Here is a 16,188-nt window from a genome sequence, read left to right on the forward strand (position 1 = left end):
CTCTTGAACTAAACGGCTTGTTTTTCTTGGCGTTTTTGTTTCTTTTCAGCGTGAGCCATAGCGGCATCACGAACCCATTCGCCACGTTCCCATGCGCCTACTCTGGCTTTCATTCGTTCTTTGTTGCAAGGCCCATGACCTTTAACAACTTGCCAGAACTCATCCCAATCAATTTCGCCAAAATCGTAGCTTTGCCGTTCTTCATTCCATTTTAAATCGGGATCAGGAATTGTGAGTCCGATTAAATCCGCTTGAGGAACCGTTTGATCTATAAATTGCTGACGTAAGTCATCGTTTGATTTTCGTTTTAGTTTCCATTTCATAGATTGTTCTGTATGAACTGAGACATCATCGGTTGGTCCTAACATCATTAAACTTGGCCACCACCATCGGTTGAGAGCATCTTGAGCCATCTCTTTTTGCTCAGGTGTTCCTTTTGCTAATTTCATCATGATTTCATAGCCTTGACGTTGGTGAAAGCTTTCTTCTTTACACACACGAATCATGGCTCTGGCATAAGGACCGTACGAGGTGTTACAAAGCGGCACCTGATTGATAATCGCAGCACCATCAACCAACCATCCAATAGCTCCCATGTCGGCCCAAGTAATGGTTGGGTAATTAAAAATGGATGAGTACTTGGCTTTTCCTGAGTGCAACTGTTCGTAAAGTTCGTCTCTGGACACCCCTAAGGTTTCGGTAGCGGAATACAAATAGAGTCCGTGACCAGCTTCATCCTGCACTTTTGCAAGCAAAGCGACTTTACGTCTTAAGGAAGGCGCTCTAGTAATCCAGTTGCCTTCGGGTAGCATACCTACGATTTCAGAATGCGCATGCTGTGACATTTGTCGGATATGGGTTTTACGATACTTTTCGGGCATCCAGTCTTTAGGTTCGATTTTTTCGTCCCTTGCAATTCGTTCTTCAAATTGCTTTTCTAGATTTTTAATTTGTTCTTCACTCATTTTTTTAGCTTTTAGCTATTGGCGTTTGCCTTTAGCGTGTTGAACTTTTAGTTTTCTTTTTCAATATATTTTAAGGTTCCAATACCAATTTCACTCATACTTAATGATAGTGATGGAACTTATACTTTATTTTAATAATGTGATTCTGAAACAAGTTCAGAATGACGATTTGATTTACTTTGAGACTCCAATAGTTGCTTTGTAAATTACCACAAACCACCATGGACTCCTGTTTTTAACTTTTATGATGCCATTCTGAAATCAAAGATTCATGAATACCTTAATTTACATTAGATATTTATGAATAAACGTGTTCAGAATGACGTCTTTGTTTTTTTAAGGTTCAAAGGTTAGTTTATAACAAACCATAATGGACTCTTGTTTTTTTACTCTTATAATGTGATTCTGAAACAAGTTCAGAATGACGATTTGATTTACTTTGAGACTCCAATAGTTGCTTTGTAAATTACCACAAACCACCATGGACTCCTGTTTTTAACTTTTATGATGCGATTCTGAAATCAAAGATTCATGAATACCTTAATTTACATTAGATATTTATGAATAAACGTGTTCAGAATGACGTTCTTAACAAACACGTTTACACATCAAAATCGACCACCACTTTATCTGATGTTGGTACAGCCTGACAACTCAATACCAGATTCTGACTCACTTCTTTATCATCTAAAGCATAATTGATTTTCATTTCGACAGCACCTTCTTTCACTTCACATTTACAGGTACTACACACACCACCTTTACACGCAAAAGGCAAATCGGCTCCAGCACCTAAAGCTGCATCAAGGATATTGTCGTATTCTTTGGTCATGGTGAACACAAATTCTTTTCCGCCATCGACAATCGTGACTTCAATACCTTCAACATTTTGTTGCGCCAGACGTTCGGCACGTTTGATATCCTCATCTGACAATCCGGTAACAAACAATTCAAAATGCACCAATTCTTTTGGCAAACCAGCATTTATTAAATACTCACTTACATAATTGACCATTTGTTCTGGTCCGCAAAGAAACACTTCGCTGGTATCGGGAATATCAATAAATGTTTTGGTGAGGACTTTCATTTTTTCATCATCAAAACGTCCATTAAACAGTTCGATATCACGACGCTCTTTGGTTAGGAAATAATAGATTTCCAGTCGTCCGAAATAGGTATTTCTAAGTTGTTCCAGTTCTTCTTTAAAGATAATGGATTTTGCTGTTTTATTGACATAAAACAATTTACATGTCGAATTGGGTTCAGCTTTAAGATGCGCTTTTATCATTGACAAAACAGGTGTAATCCCGCTACCTGCTGCAAAAAACAAGTAATTTTTTGACGTTTCAGCGTTTACCTCAACACCAAAAGTTCCGCTAGGTGTCATAACTTCGAGCTGATCTCCTGCTTTTAATGTATCGTTGATGAAAGTTGAAAACTTTCCGCCAGGAATTAATTTTACAGCGACTTTCCATTGATTTTCAGATGGACTAGAACACAAAGAATATGAACGACGCACATCTTCGCCATTTATATCGGCTTTAAGAGTAAGATGTTGCCCTTGTCTGAATTTAAAGGTTTCTTGTAATTCAGATGGAATATCGAAAGTTACTACTGAGGTATCTTCAGTTTCTTTGTAAATATCTGCAATTGTTACATTGTGAAATTCTGCCATAACTTGTACTTAAAACAACAAACTAACAATTGTTAGTTTCGTTTACAAATTTACAAAATTATTTGATAACTATTTGTTAATTCCTTCAATGAGAACTTCACTTAAATTATCAGCCAAATCGTTTGACTTAAGATCTTCTTTTTTGGGAATCCACAAATACAATGAACGTAAAGTGGTTAGCATAGAGAACATGATGATTTCGGGATTACTATCTTTAATTTCTAAGGAAGAAACACCCTCTTTTATGATGTTAAGAAAATTAGCCTCGTAGTCATTCCGAAGTTGAAGATAGTAGTTCAATTGATCTTCAAGATGCATCCAGTCATTATTTAAAGATGCCATCCCATTAGTGTTGTTTGCTGTAATATTCACATGAAGTGTGACGACGCTTTTGAGTTTGGAAATACTCGAATCTTGAGACTGGATAATTGTTTCCATGCCGTTTGTAAACTCTTCAGCAATAGAAATGATAATTGCTTTTAGGATGTCTTGTTTAGAATTGATATGATTGTACAGACTTGCGGCTTTAATTCCCATAGCTGTTGCCAGGTCGCGCATAGTAACAGCGCTATACCCTTTTTCTTTAAAGAGTTTTGCTGCGGTATTTATGATTTCGTCTTTACGTGTTTCCTGTTTCAAAAACTAAGTATTGTAATTCTTCGTAAATTTAAACAAAAAAGACACTATGGGATTTTTAAGTTTCATATTTGGGGCGAAAAAGCGTCAGGTAGAGCAGTATATTGAAAATGGAGCCATTATTTTAGATGTAAGAACACAGCGTGAATGGGATCAAGGCCATGTTGAAGGTTCGGTTCATATTCCTTTAAATGAGTTAAATAATCGTGTTGGGGAAGTTAAAGCGCTTAACAAACCTATTATTGCATGTTGTGAAAGTGGTGTGCGCTCGGCAAAGGCTGCAAAGTTTTTAAACCTCAACAATATAGACGCCATTAATGGTGGCGGTTGGGTAAGCGTCAAACATAAACTATAATTTTAACGACTGCAGTTCTTCGGAAGACTCAATAGGATTTTGGTTATATTCTAGTGTCCAACCCATAGAATTGGTCAGAATATAAAATTTAGCAAGCTCACTAATGAGTCGGTTTTGGGCGTTTGATTTTAAATCGGAAGCCTCAATTTTTTTCATGAGTGATTTGTTGACGGTTTCTTTGATAGCATTATAATCTTTGGCTTCAAACTGATTGAGAAAATCGGCTTGAATATCGTAGTATTCAAAATCTGGACTGATTTTAATTTCTTCCTTTGGAATATTTATAATGCGAAGTGTTTTATTGAGTTCGTCAATTTCATATTCTATCAAGCTTAAGTCGTATCCAATGGTCACATCGGCATTGACGATAACAATAGCTTGTTTTTTAGCTTCGATTAAATCTGCAAAAACAGCCTTAGAATTTTTATAGGTAAAAACTTCACTAAAATGGCCTTCGGTAACGACCAGTTTACCAACATTTTTAATCTGTTCTCTGATGAGTGCTGTGTGTTCCTGAAGTATGATTTCATCTTCTTTTTGATCACCACAATATTTAAATGTGAAGAGCACAATTAATGTTACAACAACTCCAAATAGTATTTTTCGCATGTGTTAATATACATAAAAAAAACATTAGTTTTCTTCGACAGAGAAGCCTAACTAATGTCATTTAGTATTGAATTGACAGCAGTTCAAATATAGTCGATTTCTTCTTCAGCTATATTATCTAAGCTTTAACCAATGATTAAATAATTACTTTTGTTTTAATTCTAATTTTTCAGCAAAATAATCACAAAAATCTTTCATCGTCGCTGTCATTTTTTCATCTTGAGTTGCTCTGTGAAAAGTATTGCTCATTTCGACAAGGGTTTGATGAAAAAACTGCTTCATCTCATCGACAGGCATATCTTTTGTCCATAAATCGATACGCAACGTTTCTTTGGCTTTGGCATCCCAAACGGCAAGCATCATTGCTTTAGCTTCTTCATTTGAAATTCCGCCATCAGCGGCCGTCCAATGCAATTTTTCAGGAACTCTGTTTTCATCAAGTTCTACGCTTAATTCTATTTTTGAGGTATGTGTATTTGCCATTATTTTGGTGGTTTATAATTGGATTTATTAAATATATCGACTGCATCCGTCTGCAACATTTCTTTTAAAGAAACGTCATTGTTATTCATATAAGCTCTTACAATTTGCCATCCTATATATTGTCCGAGTCGTCCTGGAGTTTGGTTATCGAGTTCTAAATAAAATTTAGAAAACGGAGCATCAGCAATAAACCGAGCAGGCAAACTACTATCGGTATCATAAAGCATTTCTTTTTCAACAAATTGAGTCCAAATCATGGCTTCATTTGCTCTTGCGAATTCTAGCTGCTGAGAGGTATAGCCAATCTTTTCGGCATCAGTTTTAAACGGAATCATAACATCTTTGAAGTACAATTGCTTTCCGAAGTAAATCATCTCATCTAAAAACGTCTTTTTTTGAGGCTGAAAAATTTGTTGCTCACTATAGGCTTTTGCCATATCTACAACAATTTGTGAAGGCGTCATATTATCTACTAAATACCTTTGAATTCCTGAATAAATCTCATGATCAGTTCCTAAGTAATTATCAATAGCAATTAGTGCAATCGTATCTGTAACTATTAATTTTTCTCTGTAGTTTACAAAATTTGTTAGCGTAATAATACGTGGCTCCTGAAAGGTTTTATCATAGTATTTTAAATGCTGAAAAAGCCTTTGAATATCCTGAGTTACACTTTTAAAATCACCAAATTTTTCATGCGTAGCCGCATTTAAATGAAGCTGATTGGTATCGCGCATACGCTCTAACCAAAACGAATCTGGAATACTTTTAGAGAATAAAAAGGGGAATGCAGCCTTTAATTGTGATAAGTTTTCTGGTTTTGCGTTAGCAAATGCACGATCAAAACGCTCTACAGTTACATTGGTTTCTATTTTAGCAATTTCAGCCTCAATTTTATCATCATCTTTACAACTATATAAAGCGAGTAAAAAAAGGCAAAATGTCAGGATTCTTTTCATAGGCTTATTAACAAAAACTTAATCGTACTAAATTTTTATTACTAACGTGTTTAGGTTATTTTTGTTACACAAAGGTACTACATTAGATAAAAAAATTCATCAAAAATGCAAACAGAAAAAGTTGTTGACCATATTGTAAATTGGCTTAAAGATTATGCGACCAATGCAGGCGTAAAAGGATTTGTTATTGGAATTTCTGGCGGAATTGATTCTGCTGTCACCTCAACCTTATGTGCAAAGACAGGTTTAGACTTGCTTTGTATTGAAATGCCAATTCATCAGGCTGCCAGTCATGTGAGTAGAGCTCAGGAACATATTACCCAATTAAAACAACGCTTTTCCAATGTAAAGGATACGCGTGTTGATCTCACTCCTGTTTTTGAAGAATTTAGAACCGAAGTATCTCTAGAAGGCAAACAAGCTACTGTAGATATGGCTTTAGCAAACACGAGAGCTCGTTTACGTATGACCACTTTATATTATCATGCGGGTTTACTCGGACTTTTAGTTGCGGGAACAGGAAATAAAGTTGAAGATTTTGGGGTTGGATTTTATACCAAGTATGGTGATGGCGGCGTAGATTTGAGTCCGATTGCCGATTTAATGAAATCTGAAGTTTATGCTATCGGTGATTATTTAAATGTTCCAGAATCGATTATGAAAGCTGCACCAAGTGACGGACTTTTTGGGGATGCGCGTAGTGATGAAGATCAAATTGGAGCCTCTTACCCAGAATTAGAATGGGCCATGCAAATGAAAGATGAAGGTAAAACTGAAGCCGATTTTGAAGGACGCCATAAGCAAGTGTTTCAAATATTTATGAGATATAATCGTTCAAATACACACAAAATGGTTCCGATTCCTGTTTGCGAAATTCCTAAAGAATTAAAATAATCTTTGAATTTATCATTAAAAAAAGTCTGCTCTATTGTTTTTTTTAGTAATTTTACTGTGCAAATCTCCACATTCTTGAATTTATTTAGAAATAAGTTCTGGCACTCTTTACTAACTAACCAATTAAAAATGTATTATGATTAAGGTACTAGTCGTTGACAATCATCCTATCGTAACTACTGGCTTTCAACTTTTATATAACAATCACGATGAAATTCAAATTGTTGGAACAGTTGGAAGTGGAGTGGAGATATTTGAATTTGTAAGACGTCACGATGTCAATGTTATTGTTTCAGAAATTGAACTTCCCGAATTAAATGGTATCACAGCGCTTAGAGCCATTAAAAAAGAACATCCTCATATTAATATCGTCATGTTTAGCTACCATCCCGAAGAAATCTATGCGATTAGCACGATTAAAGCGGGATCATCTGGATATGTTTCAAAATCGGAACCAACCGATGTGATCACCAAAGCTATTAAATTGGCGCATCAAGGTGAAATACATTTAAGTGATAAAATGTCTAAACACCTCAATTACAACGACACTAAAAATTCTAAAAGCAGAATATACAAACGTTTATCAACACGTGAAGTTGAAGTTTTAAAGTTATTATCTTCGGGTAAAAAGAATAAAGAAATCGCTCAGGAACTCGATATTAATGAAAAAACGGTAAGTACTTACAAAGCTCGTTTATTTAAGAAATTAAATGTCAATAATCTTATTGATTTGGTCAATCAAGGCAAGCAATTAGACTTAACCTAGATTTTGCCTCCAATAACTTTTCCTAGTTTTCTTGAAAGCAGCATTTTTAAACCAACATAATCTCTTACATCTTCTAGTACACTTCTAGAATTAACACCTTCTTGTAGCGTCTCGTTTTGGTACTCGGCTACTTTTTTATCAATTAAATAACATCTTAAGGTTAAAATTGTTTGTGTAACCAATTGCGCAATGGTATGCTTTTTTTCTTTTGGAATGATATGATTGCGCTCCCAATCATGTAACCTGTAGCGTTCATCATTCATTAAAATGGTAGTTACATCGTTTGCCAATTGCTGATCCAGATTATTCACAAAATTCTTAGTAGAAAATTCTGGTTGCTGATGCAGCGTATCAATGATGGTATAGTAAAGCGTTTTAAAATTAGGGTTTGTAAATTGCATTTCATCTTCTTGCAAATCCAAATAAACCTTCTCAAAAACCTTAGCATTGTGAATCACAGGTTCTAATTGCAATTCACCATCATCTGCCTCTTTAAGTACCAAGTCTTCAAAATCTTCAGTTTCTGTGCCATAAAGCAAAAGAATTTCAATGATTTTCTGCTCTAATTCAAATTGTAAATCAACTTTAGGTGCTTTGACTTCAGGCTTAACCACATCAAAGGCCTTGTGCAATTGTGTTTTAAAATTTTTATTGGCCTCCTGAACTTCTTTTTTATTGATTTGAGCGAGTGTACTAAATAATACATCTTCACTAATATCCATAATGCGAGAACACTCCTGGATATAAATCTCTTTTTTAATTTGGTCTGGAATTTTAGAGATACTATTCACAATATCTCTAATGGTTTCTGCCTTTTTTATAGGATCATTATCAGCTTCCTTGATTAACAAAGAGGCTTTAAACTGAATAAAATCTTTAGAATTGTCGTTGAGATAAGTAGTTAATTCTTCGAGTGTATTTTGTCTTGCAAAACTATCGGGATCTTCACCTTCGGGAAAACCACACACCTTCACATTCATCCCTTGTTCTAAAATCAAATCAATACCACGAAGAGACGCTCTAATACCTGCAGCATCACCATCAAAAAGCACCGTAATATTGTTGGTAAGCCTATTAATAAGTCTTATTTGCTCTGGTGTTAAGGCTGTTCCTGAAGAAGCCACCACATTTTTGATTCCGGTTTGATAAAACTGAATTACATCTGTATACCCTTCAACCAGATAACAATTATCTTCTTTGGCTATGGATTGTTTTGCATGAAAAAGCCCATAAAGAATTTTACTCTTATGATAAACTTCACTTTCAGGAGAATTTAGATATTTAGCTGCTTTTTTATCCGTTTTTAAAATTCGTCCACCAAACCCTAAAACACGTCCGCTCATACTATGAATAGGAAACATGACACGACCTTTGAAGCGATCGAATTTTTTTTCAGGTTTAACAATGGTGAGTCCTGTTTTTTCAAGAAACTCCAGCTGATACCCTTTATTTAAGGCCTCATCTGTAAAGGCTTGCCATTCGTCTAGACAATAGCCCAAATTAAATTGTTTGATGGTTTCGTTTGTGAAGCCGCGTTCTTTAAAATAGCTCAATCCGATTGCCTGACCCTGATCGGTTTTAAACATGATTCGCTCAAAATATTCTTTAGCAAATTCATTGACCAGATACAAACTCTCACGTTCATTAGCTTCCTGCTTTTGCTCGTCGGTTTGCTGGGTTTCTTCAATTTCGATATTATACTTTTTGGCCAGATATTTTATCGCTTCAGGATAGGTAAAATGTTCATGCTCCATTAAAAATGTAACGGCATTTCCACCTTTTCCGCTAGAAAAATCTTTCCAGATTTGTTTTACGGGAGATACCATAAAACTAGGAGAGCGTTCGTCACTAAACGGGCTCAAACCTTTAAAGTTACTTCCTGCTTTTTTTAATTGTACAAAATCACCAATAACCTCCTCTACTCGAGCGGTTTCAAAGACTTGTTCTATACTGGATTTTGATATCAATTTTTGAACTAATTTGGAAACGTAAATTTAACAAAAAAGCTCCATTACTAAAGTAAATGAAGCTTTTTAATTGGAAATGTAATTAGACTAATCCAAATCAAATCTAAATCCTAATGATAAATTATTTTGATCAAAGGTTTGGTCTTTAAACATTGGGCTTAAGTCATACTTGGCATAAATACCAATGCCGCCATAACCTACATAAGCACTTAAACCATACACAAAAGGTGACGCATTATAATTTCTTCTGATTTTTTGTTTCACACGATCGCCGTCTTCTTCAAATCTCAGTTTTTGTTGCGTCCCAATATTAAAACCTGCGTAACCTCCAATACCGACTTTAACATGTTTACTAGTGGTATATCTAAAATAATTTTTGCGTTCAATTTTTTTGGATGGACCAAATTCAAAATGCACCGGAAACACAAGATTTGTTATTCTAAATTCCGATTCTTTGAGTTCGCTAGGAAAGGTTTCCAGGGTAGTTGTATTCCCATTTTGCACAAAATAACGATCATCTTTAGGGGTTAGCTTATTCCATTGCACTGAAAATCCGTACTTTAAACGAACGGCATTATTATCTTCAAACACGCGTGTTTTCCATGCCCAGCCTAACTCAACAAATCCCGAATGCATAAAATTGTATGCATCCCCAATTTTTTGTCCGTCACCAATAGCATTATTAAAACCCAGTGCAAATACTAAATCACTGGTGGTGCGTTTATCAAATTTTCTAGGCCTATTTCTAGAGTTAAACGTCAAACCAGTAAAGCTCCCAATACTCACTCCAAAGTTGAGTGATTCACTTGGATTATCATCATAATAGGCTTCATTGCGCTTCATTAATGCAATTTTATTATCTACAATTGCTAATCGGTTTTCAATATTCAGTGCTCTTTTTTTAGCGGCTTCCTTTTTTAATTTTTCGGCTTCTTCTTCGGTTATTTGCCCTTTTTCTAATTGTTGATTGATTAATTCAACTTCGGTTTTTAAGAACTCGCGTTCTTCTTCTTGAATTTTACTTTTTACCTCTTCTAATAGTTTAATTTTAGATTCTATCTTCTTAATGGATATAGAATCATTTTCAGTTTCTTGTGCCTTCACAATATTAACAATAAAGCATAAGGTGACCAGCACTACGTACTTTGTGATAGTGTTCATAATGTTTGTTTTAAATTGATGATTGTTTAATGGTTACGTTCGGCAACTGCAGTTTTTACCGTCTTGTAACTGGATTTTAAAGTTTCAAATACTTTGGTTCTAAACGACCGTTCGAGATCCTCTTCAACGTCTTGAAGTAAGGCATCTGCATTAACGGTTCGAGTAGTTTTATCATATATTCGTTGCTTTAAAATTTCTTTTTCAGCTTGCTTTAAAAGCGCTTCTATTTCTTGATCTGTTGCGGCGGTTCCATCTAAATCCAGTTCCTTGATTTTGTTAACTACATCAAGTACTTTTGCTTCTTCTAACGTTAACTTATTCGTTGCCACAACTTCATTTTTACTTGTGTTTTTTGTATCGATATTAGCAACAACTTCTAGTGTTTTAAAATCGTTAATAGGCGTTTCTTTCTTGGTTAAAGGCGTCGATTTTTCTTCGGAAAGCTGTGCTACTTTAGGTTCGTTTTTGATGGATGATGTTGGTATTGCAGATTTGACAGATGCTACGTTTTCTTTATTCTGAATAGCATCAGAATTTGAATTGGCAGTTGTATTTTCAGACTGCGCTGTACTGATGATATCTTCAGACGTCTCAGACTGTGTTTTTAGGTTAGTATCTACAATTTGTGGTGTAATGGTTGAGTCTTCCGAAGTATTAAAAAATACGGTCGTTACAAACAGAACACCCACAATACTTGCAGCAATTCCGAGGTATAGAAATAGATGTCTCGAATTTCTTTTTTTATGAGTATCGAGTTGATTAGAAAGTGTGCTCCAAGCATCATTTGACGGCTGTAACGTTCGTTTTTCTAATTTATCTTTTATGTTATTGTCAAATTTAATGGGTGCCATAACTTGTTGTATTGATGTCTTTAATTTTTTTCTGAAGCATTTGTCGTGCTTTAAATAATTGTGATTTTGAAGTCCCTAAAGAAATCTGAAGCATGTCTGCAATTTCATGATGCTTATACCCTTCGATGGCATACATTACAAATATCATTTTATAGCCTTCAGGCAACTCATCAATGAGTTGTTGAATTTGCGCCACCTCAATTTGAGATTCAATATTGTTGTATTGCTCCTGACGAACGGGCTCCTCTTCAACCGAAAATTCTATATGCTTTTCTTGTCTTAAAAAAGAAATAGATTCTCTAGCCATAATGCGTCTTAACCAGCCTTCAAAACTGCCTTCATTTTTAAAATTTTTCAGATTTGTAAACGCTTTGAAAAATCCGTTTAACATCACCGATTCTGCATTTTGCATATCTCTGATATAATATCTACACACACTCAACATTTTAGGCGCATACATTTCGAATAATGTATGTTGAGCATCACGCTTGCCCTTGGCTGCTTTTTTTATAAGCGCTGTGTTATTTTTGTGATGTAGTTGAATAACTTTCAAAATAGCTTTCGTTTGGTCTTCTATTTATAAAGACGTAAAAGTTAAGTAAATGGTTGCCCAGACTTTAATTTTTTATAAAAAAAATAAAATAAACGATGTATACACCGCTCTATGACACTGAAAATCAATTTACAATTATTTTGCCAATACGATATCATGATTCTATTATTTTATATTTTAAATAAAAAACAGCTATTTTTAACCCTTAAATCAAGTCACCTACCTTATGAAAAACTTTAGTTATATTATATTGTCAACACTAGTATTGTTTTGTAATTGCAAAAATGATGATGACCTTTTCATTGAAGAAGAAGAGGAGTTAATTCTAACTGAAAACATTGAAACTTATAATGGCGACCTTGTAGAAAACAGTCTTGTTTTTGCAGTAGAAAATGGCGGAAGCAAATCTTATCTTTTAGATAAATCGGGTAACAAAGTTAAAGAATGGAGCTTTAGTGACAACTTAGGCAATGATTTAGAATTACTCCCTGAAGGGCAACTCCTTGGCATCTTTAAAGTTGATGATCCTGCCTTTTTCTTTGGTGGCTATGGAGGTCTTATTAAAATAATAAATGATGATGGTTCAACAGATTGGGAATACGAATATGCCAGTTCTAATTACATTGCACATCATGATGTAGAGCTTTTACCCAACGGCAATGTATTATTCTTGGCCTGGGAAAAAATTGACACACCTGAAGCGCAATCAAATGGGGTTAGCACTACCAATCCTATATATCCTGAAGCGCTTATTGAGGTTAATCCAACAACGAACGAAATTGTATGGCAATGGCGAAGTTTTGACCATATTATTCAAGACCAGAATGCAGCAGCATCTAACTTTGGTAGCGTTAGTGACAATCCGCAATTAATAGACATCAATTATGATGTTATTGATAATGGAGACCTTATGCATGCTAATGGTATTGATTACGACTCAGATAAAGATATCATTTATATAAGTGTTAACTATTACAGTGAAGTTTGGGTTATTGATCATAGTACAACAACGGCTCAAGCTGCTACTAATAATGGCGGGAATTACAACAAAGGCGGTGATTTATTATACCGTTTTGGAAATCCGTCTGCCTACAAAAACACCGAAGGTGCACGTTTATTTTACAATAACCACTTTCCCAATTTATTAGAAATGAATGAGCCAGGTGCAGGCAATATTTTAGTTTATATGAACGGTGTTAACAACAACCAATCTGTGGTTTACGAATTTGAAATGCCTACTAATTTTGATCTCATTTCCAATACAGACAATGAACCTAGTGTTGTTTGGAGTTTTACAGATGCTGAATTGTTTCATGGAAGAATCTCAGGGGCGGTACGTTTGAGAAATGGTAATACTTTAATTGCTGAAGGTGATTACGGCTTTTGGGAAGTAACTCAAAACGGTGACATTGCCTGGAAATATAATGGTTTAGGTCCTAATTATTGGCGATGCTATAATTACAACCTCGATGATCAAGAAATTTTGGATCTTAATTTGGAATAGGATAAAAAATCAAACAATAGATTTTTTAAAAGGTAGAACTTTCTATTTTTTTCGTTCAATGACGTAATTCACCATTAATTCTAGAGCCGTTCGGTATTCTGAATCTGGATAGGTATTTAAAATTTCTAAAGCTTCCGATTGGAATTGCTTCATTTTACCTATCGCATATTCTAATCCGTTGTTAGCTTTCACAAAAGCAATAACGGCTTTCACACGTTTTTTATCTTTGTTATGATTTTTAACCGAATTGATGAGCCATGACTTTTCCTTTTTTGAGCAATTATTGAGCACGTGAATTAAAGGTAATGTCATTTTTTGCTCTTTAATATCAATTCCGGTTGGTTTGCCTATAGCTTCTTCTCCATAATCAAATAAATCATCTTTAATTTGAAAAGCCATTCCAATGAGTTCTCCAAATTTTCGCATCGCTTCAACATGATCGGAGTTTGGTTTAACTGAAGCTGCGCCTAAACTACAACAGGCTGCAATGAGTGTTGCTGTTTTTTGTCTGATAATATCATAATAAACCGCTTCAGTAATATCTAATTGTCTTGCTTTTTCAATTTGCAGAAGTTCACCTTCGCTCATTTCTCTTACTGCAACCGAAATAATTTTAAGCAAATCAAAATCATTATTATCAATAGAGAGCAACAGTCCTTTTGATAATAAATAATCACCAATGAGTACAGCAATTTTATTTTTCCAAAGGGCATTTATAGAAAAAAATCCGCGTCTGCGGTTACTATCATCAACCACATCATCATGCACAAGTGTCGCTGTATGGATTAATTCGATGACTGAAGCACCACGATAGGTACGTTCACTTACTTCTCCATTATTAACCATTTTAGCGACTAAAAACACAAACATTGGTCGCATTTGTTTCCCTTTTCGGTTGACGATGTAATGCGTAATTCGATTCAATAAAGCCACCTTACTAGACATTGATAACAAGAACTTTTGTTCAAAAAGTTCCATTTCATAGGCGATAGGTTGCTTTATTTGCTCAGTGATTTTCAATTATAGATAAGATTAGTTTCAAGTTTTTACAAAATTACTAATTAAGTAGCTATGCTTTTACATTAGTAATAATAATTAGTTAAATTTTAATTGTGAGAAAATGACTGTAAGAAATTTTTGTATATTTATTCGTCAATTAATTAAAAAACACACATTTATGAAAAAAATTACTTTATTACTTATTTTATTATCATTCTCATTTTCTTTTGGTCAAGTCCTAACGGAAGACTTTGAAGGTGGGTTAACAATTCCTGCAACATGGACTAATGATGATATTGCTGGAGGTGGCGAAACATGGGCTATTGCTACTGGAGGTGAGGCTGTTGGCTACCAACCTCCAAACACTATTTATTATACTGACGGACTTATGAGCGGGAACTATGCCTTATTTGATAGTGATGGTTTTGGCGGAGCTGGACCAGCTGAAGAAGCAGCATTAACAAGTCCGGCATTTAGTTGTGCAGGTCTTACATCTGTTAGGCTTTCTTTTAATCATTTTTTTACTGCTGGTTATGGTGGAGAAGGATTTGTTGAAGTTTACGATGGAAGCACTTGGGTTGAAGTTGCATATTATACTGGTGCAGCACAAGAAAACTCTTCTTTTGGATTTGAACAATTAGATGTTTCAACCGAATTAGCAGGTGTCACTAATGCCCAAGTACGTTTTAGATGGGTTGGTGATTATGCTTGGGGATGGGCATTTGACGACGTTATTGTAGAAGAAGGTCCTTCTTGTACAACACCATCTGATTTTGCAGCAGGGACAGTGACCACAACGACATTTGAATTAACCTGGTTAGATTCTAACCCAGGATCAACTTCATGGGAAATTGAATGGGGTGATGAAGGATTTACTCAAGGCACAGGTACTCCTGTATTTGGATTAACCACTCCAACTTATGATTTTATGGGATTAACTGCAGATACTGCTTATGATGTTTACATTAGAAGTAACTGTAGCGGTGGTAATGGTAACAGTGAGTGGGTTGGCCCATTAACATTTTTAACTCCATTTGATTGCACTACCTATGGAATTCCTTATTCTCAAGATTTTGATAATGACAATGCATTTGTATCTTGTTACACTATTGAAGATGTTGATGGTGATGCTATCGCATGGATTTCTCAGCAAGATTTAGATTTAGATGGAGACTTAGTTCCTGAAACATTTGCTACAAATGGTAATTCTACAGCTAACACTAAAAATGACTGGTTATTTAGCCCAGCGTTTTCATTAACTCAAGGTACTGAATATGAAGTTACAACACGTTTTAACACATTCCAAGGTAATGGAAGCTTAGAAGCGTTTATTGTAGATTCTCCTTCATCTACTGCAACCGTTCAAATTCCGTTATTTTCGGTAACAGATGTTCCAACTCAAGGTGAGTTCGAAACTCTTGAAACTATGGCTTATGAAGAGATCAATGCATTTACACCTTCTACAACTGGAGATTACTATATCGCCTACAGATCTTTTGGACCAGCAAACAGCGGATTTATTCTTATGTTTAATTCATCATTAGACACATCACTTAGTGTGGATGATTTTGATAGCAATAACTTCAGCTACTCTTACAACAAGACTACGCAAAAGTTAACTATCGAATCGTCTAACTTACCTTTTGATGGTATTGAAATTTACAGTCTTTTAGGTCAGAAAGTTATTGATAGAAGATTATCTCAAGCAACTGAGGTCATTGAAATGTCTCAATTAACTAAAGGCGTTTATTTAGCTACAGTTACAATTAACGGAAATAGTAAAACTATTAAGTTGATCAAACAATAAATAG

Annotated in this window: 16 protein-coding genes; 5 read left to right on the forward strand and 11 right to left on the reverse strand. The window is 34.9% G+C overall.

Going from position 1 to position 16,188, the window contains the following annotated elements; all coding sequences use genetic code 11:
* Positions 1 to 8: 8 nt before the first annotated feature.
* From paaA to N4270_RS00380, 3 genes are all read right to left on the reverse strand, one after another.
* Entirely contained in the window at positions 9 to 965 is a 957-nt protein-coding gene (paaA, locus tag N4270_RS00370) for a 1,2-phenylacetyl-CoA epoxidase subunit PaaA (RefSeq protein ID WP_260094813.1), read from the reverse strand.
* A 601-nt stretch (positions 966 to 1,566) separates the two neighbouring features.
* The gene (locus N4270_RS00375) at positions 1,567 to 2,640 is read right to left on the reverse strand and encodes an FAD-binding oxidoreductase (RefSeq protein WP_260094814.1); all 1,074 of its coding nucleotides are present in this window, start codon (positions 2,638 to 2,640) and stop codon (positions 1,567 to 1,569) included.
* A gap of 69 nt (positions 2,641 to 2,709) precedes the next feature.
* Entirely contained in the window at positions 2,710 to 3,279 is a 570-nt protein-coding gene (locus N4270_RS00380; RefSeq protein ID WP_204346986.1) for a TetR/AcrR family transcriptional regulator, read from the reverse strand.
* A 46-nt stretch (positions 3,280 to 3,325) separates the two neighbouring features.
* On the opposite strand from N4270_RS00380, the gene N4270_RS00385 reads away from it, so the two are divergent.
* On the forward strand, positions 3,326 to 3,631 hold the full coding sequence (locus N4270_RS00385) for a rhodanese-like domain-containing protein (protein WP_260094815.1): 306 nt from the start codon (positions 3,326 to 3,328) through the stop codon (positions 3,629 to 3,631).
* Here N4270_RS00385 and N4270_RS00390 read toward each other — a convergent pair.
* The 3 genes from N4270_RS00390 to gldB all read right to left on the reverse strand — a co-directional run bounded on the left by N4270_RS00390 (position 3,626) and on the right by gldB (position 5,682).
* The gene (locus tag N4270_RS00390) at positions 3,626 to 4,240 is read right to left on the reverse strand and encodes a DUF4230 domain-containing protein (protein WP_260094816.1); all 615 of its coding nucleotides are present in this window, start codon (positions 4,238 to 4,240) and stop codon (positions 3,626 to 3,628) included. The genes N4270_RS00385 and N4270_RS00390 overlap by 6 nt on opposite strands.
* Positions 4,241 to 4,384: 144 nt before the next feature.
* Positions 4,385 to 4,723 carry a gliding motility protein GldC gene (gene gldC, locus N4270_RS00395; protein ID WP_260094817.1) on the reverse strand — a complete coding sequence of 113 codons (339 nt, stop codon included), beginning with the start codon at positions 4,721 to 4,723 and terminating at the stop codon, positions 4,385 to 4,387.
* Complete coding sequence (gene gldB / locus N4270_RS00400) at positions 4,723 to 5,682, reverse strand: gliding motility lipoprotein GldB (protein ID WP_260094818.1); 960 nt, start codon at positions 5,680 to 5,682, stop codon at positions 4,723 to 4,725. Before gldB ends, gldC begins: the two co-directional genes overlap by 1 nt.
* A 105-nt stretch (positions 5,683 to 5,787) precedes the next feature.
* Here gldB and nadE point away from each other — a divergent pair, with 105 nt between their 5' ends.
* On the forward strand, positions 5,788 to 6,576 hold the full coding sequence (nadE, locus tag N4270_RS00405) for an NAD(+) synthase (RefSeq protein WP_260094819.1): 789 nt from the start codon (positions 5,788 to 5,790) through the stop codon (positions 6,574 to 6,576).
* A 136-nt stretch (positions 6,577 to 6,712) separates the two neighbouring features.
* Positions 6,713 to 7,342 (forward strand): response regulator transcription factor, encoded by a 630-nt coding sequence (locus N4270_RS00410; RefSeq protein WP_260094820.1) that lies wholly within the window; start codon positions 6,713 to 6,715, stop codon positions 7,340 to 7,342.
* Here the strand turns inward: N4270_RS00410 and dnaG are convergent.
* The 4 genes from dnaG to N4270_RS00430 all read right to left on the reverse strand — a co-directional run bounded on the left by dnaG (position 7,339) and on the right by N4270_RS00430 (position 11,874).
* Positions 7,339 to 9,309 (reverse strand): DNA primase, encoded by a 1,971-nt coding sequence (dnaG, locus tag N4270_RS00415; protein WP_260094821.1) that lies wholly within the window; start codon positions 9,307 to 9,309, stop codon positions 7,339 to 7,341. The genes N4270_RS00410 and dnaG overlap by 4 nt on opposite strands.
* 87 nt (positions 9,310 to 9,396) lie before the next feature.
* Positions 9,397 to 10,470 (reverse strand): hypothetical protein, encoded by a 1,074-nt coding sequence (locus N4270_RS00420; protein WP_260094822.1) that lies wholly within the window; start codon positions 10,468 to 10,470, stop codon positions 9,397 to 9,399.
* A gap of 26 nt (positions 10,471 to 10,496) precedes the next feature.
* Positions 10,497 to 11,321 carry a hypothetical protein gene (locus N4270_RS00425; RefSeq protein ID WP_260094823.1) on the reverse strand — a complete coding sequence of 275 codons (825 nt, stop codon included), beginning with the start codon at positions 11,319 to 11,321 and terminating at the stop codon, positions 10,497 to 10,499.
* Positions 11,308 to 11,874, reverse strand: a complete 567-nt coding sequence (locus N4270_RS00430; RefSeq protein ID WP_260094824.1) for an RNA polymerase sigma factor — start codon at positions 11,872 to 11,874, stop codon at positions 11,308 to 11,310. Before N4270_RS00430 ends, N4270_RS00425 begins: the two co-directional genes overlap by 14 nt.
* Before the next feature lie 226 nt (positions 11,875 to 12,100).
* Here N4270_RS00430 and N4270_RS00435 point away from each other — a divergent pair, with 226 nt between their 5' ends.
* On the forward strand, positions 12,101 to 13,378 hold the full coding sequence (locus tag N4270_RS00435; protein ID WP_260094825.1) for an arylsulfotransferase family protein: 1,278 nt from the start codon (positions 12,101 to 12,103) through the stop codon (positions 13,376 to 13,378).
* 42 nt (positions 13,379 to 13,420) lie between these two features.
* Here N4270_RS00435 and N4270_RS00440 read toward each other — a convergent pair whose 3' ends face one another.
* Positions 13,421 to 14,398 (reverse strand): polyprenyl synthetase family protein, encoded by a 978-nt coding sequence (locus N4270_RS00440; protein ID WP_260094826.1) that lies wholly within the window; start codon positions 14,396 to 14,398, stop codon positions 13,421 to 13,423.
* 157 nt (positions 14,399 to 14,555) lie between these two features.
* Between N4270_RS00440 and N4270_RS00445 the strand changes: the two genes are divergently transcribed.
* Positions 14,556 to 16,184, forward strand: coding sequence for a T9SS type A sorting domain-containing protein (locus N4270_RS00445; protein ID WP_260094827.1), 1,629 nt, complete (start codon positions 14,556 to 14,558; stop codon positions 16,182 to 16,184).
* The last annotated feature ends 4 nt before the right edge of the window (positions 16,185 to 16,188 follow it).

The organism is Psychroserpens sp. SPM9, from assembly GCF_025153525.1.
GTDB lineage: Bacteria > Bacteroidota > Bacteroidia > Flavobacteriales > Flavobacteriaceae > Psychroserpens.

What these genes read in the sequence shown, in the direction of transcription:
- paaA (WP_260094813.1), bottom strand. Translation starts at nt 965, where the DNA reads ATGAGTGAAGAACAAATTAAAAATCTAGAAAAGCAATTTGAAGAACGA.
- N4270_RS00375 (WP_260094814.1), bottom strand. Translation starts at nt 2,640, where the DNA reads ATGGCAGAATTTCACAATGTAACAATTGCAGATATTTACAAAGAAACT.
- N4270_RS00385 (WP_260094815.1), top strand. Translation starts at nt 3,326, where the DNA reads ATGGGATTTTTAAGTTTCATATTTGGGGCGAAAAAGCGTCAGGTAGAG.
- N4270_RS00390 (WP_260094816.1), bottom strand. Translation starts at nt 4,240, where the DNA reads ATGCGAAAAATACTATTTGGAGTTGTTGTAACATTAATTGTGCTCTTC.
- gldC (WP_260094817.1), bottom strand. Translation starts at nt 4,723, where the DNA reads ATGGCAAATACACATACCTCAAAAATAGAATTAAGCGTAGAACTTGAT.
- gldB (WP_260094818.1), bottom strand. Translation starts at nt 5,682, where the DNA reads ATGAAAAGAATCCTGACATTTTGCCTTTTTTTACTCGCTTTATATAGT.
- nadE (WP_260094819.1), top strand. Translation starts at nt 5,788, where the DNA reads ATGCAAACAGAAAAAGTTGTTGACCATATTGTAAATTGGCTTAAAGAT.
- N4270_RS00410 (WP_260094820.1), top strand. Translation starts at nt 6,713, where the DNA reads ATGATTAAGGTACTAGTCGTTGACAATCATCCTATCGTAACTACTGGC.
- N4270_RS00420 (WP_260094822.1), bottom strand. Translation starts at nt 10,470, where the DNA reads ATGAACACTATCACAAAGTACGTAGTGCTGGTCACCTTATGCTTTATT.
- N4270_RS00425 (WP_260094823.1), bottom strand. Translation starts at nt 11,321, where the DNA reads ATGGCACCCATTAAATTTGACAATAACATAAAAGATAAATTAGAAAAA.
- N4270_RS00435 (WP_260094825.1), top strand. Translation starts at nt 12,101, where the DNA reads ATGAAAAACTTTAGTTATATTATATTGTCAACACTAGTATTGTTTTGT.
- N4270_RS00445 (WP_260094827.1), top strand. Translation starts at nt 14,556, where the DNA reads ATGAAAAAAATTACTTTATTACTTATTTTATTATCATTCTCATTTTCT.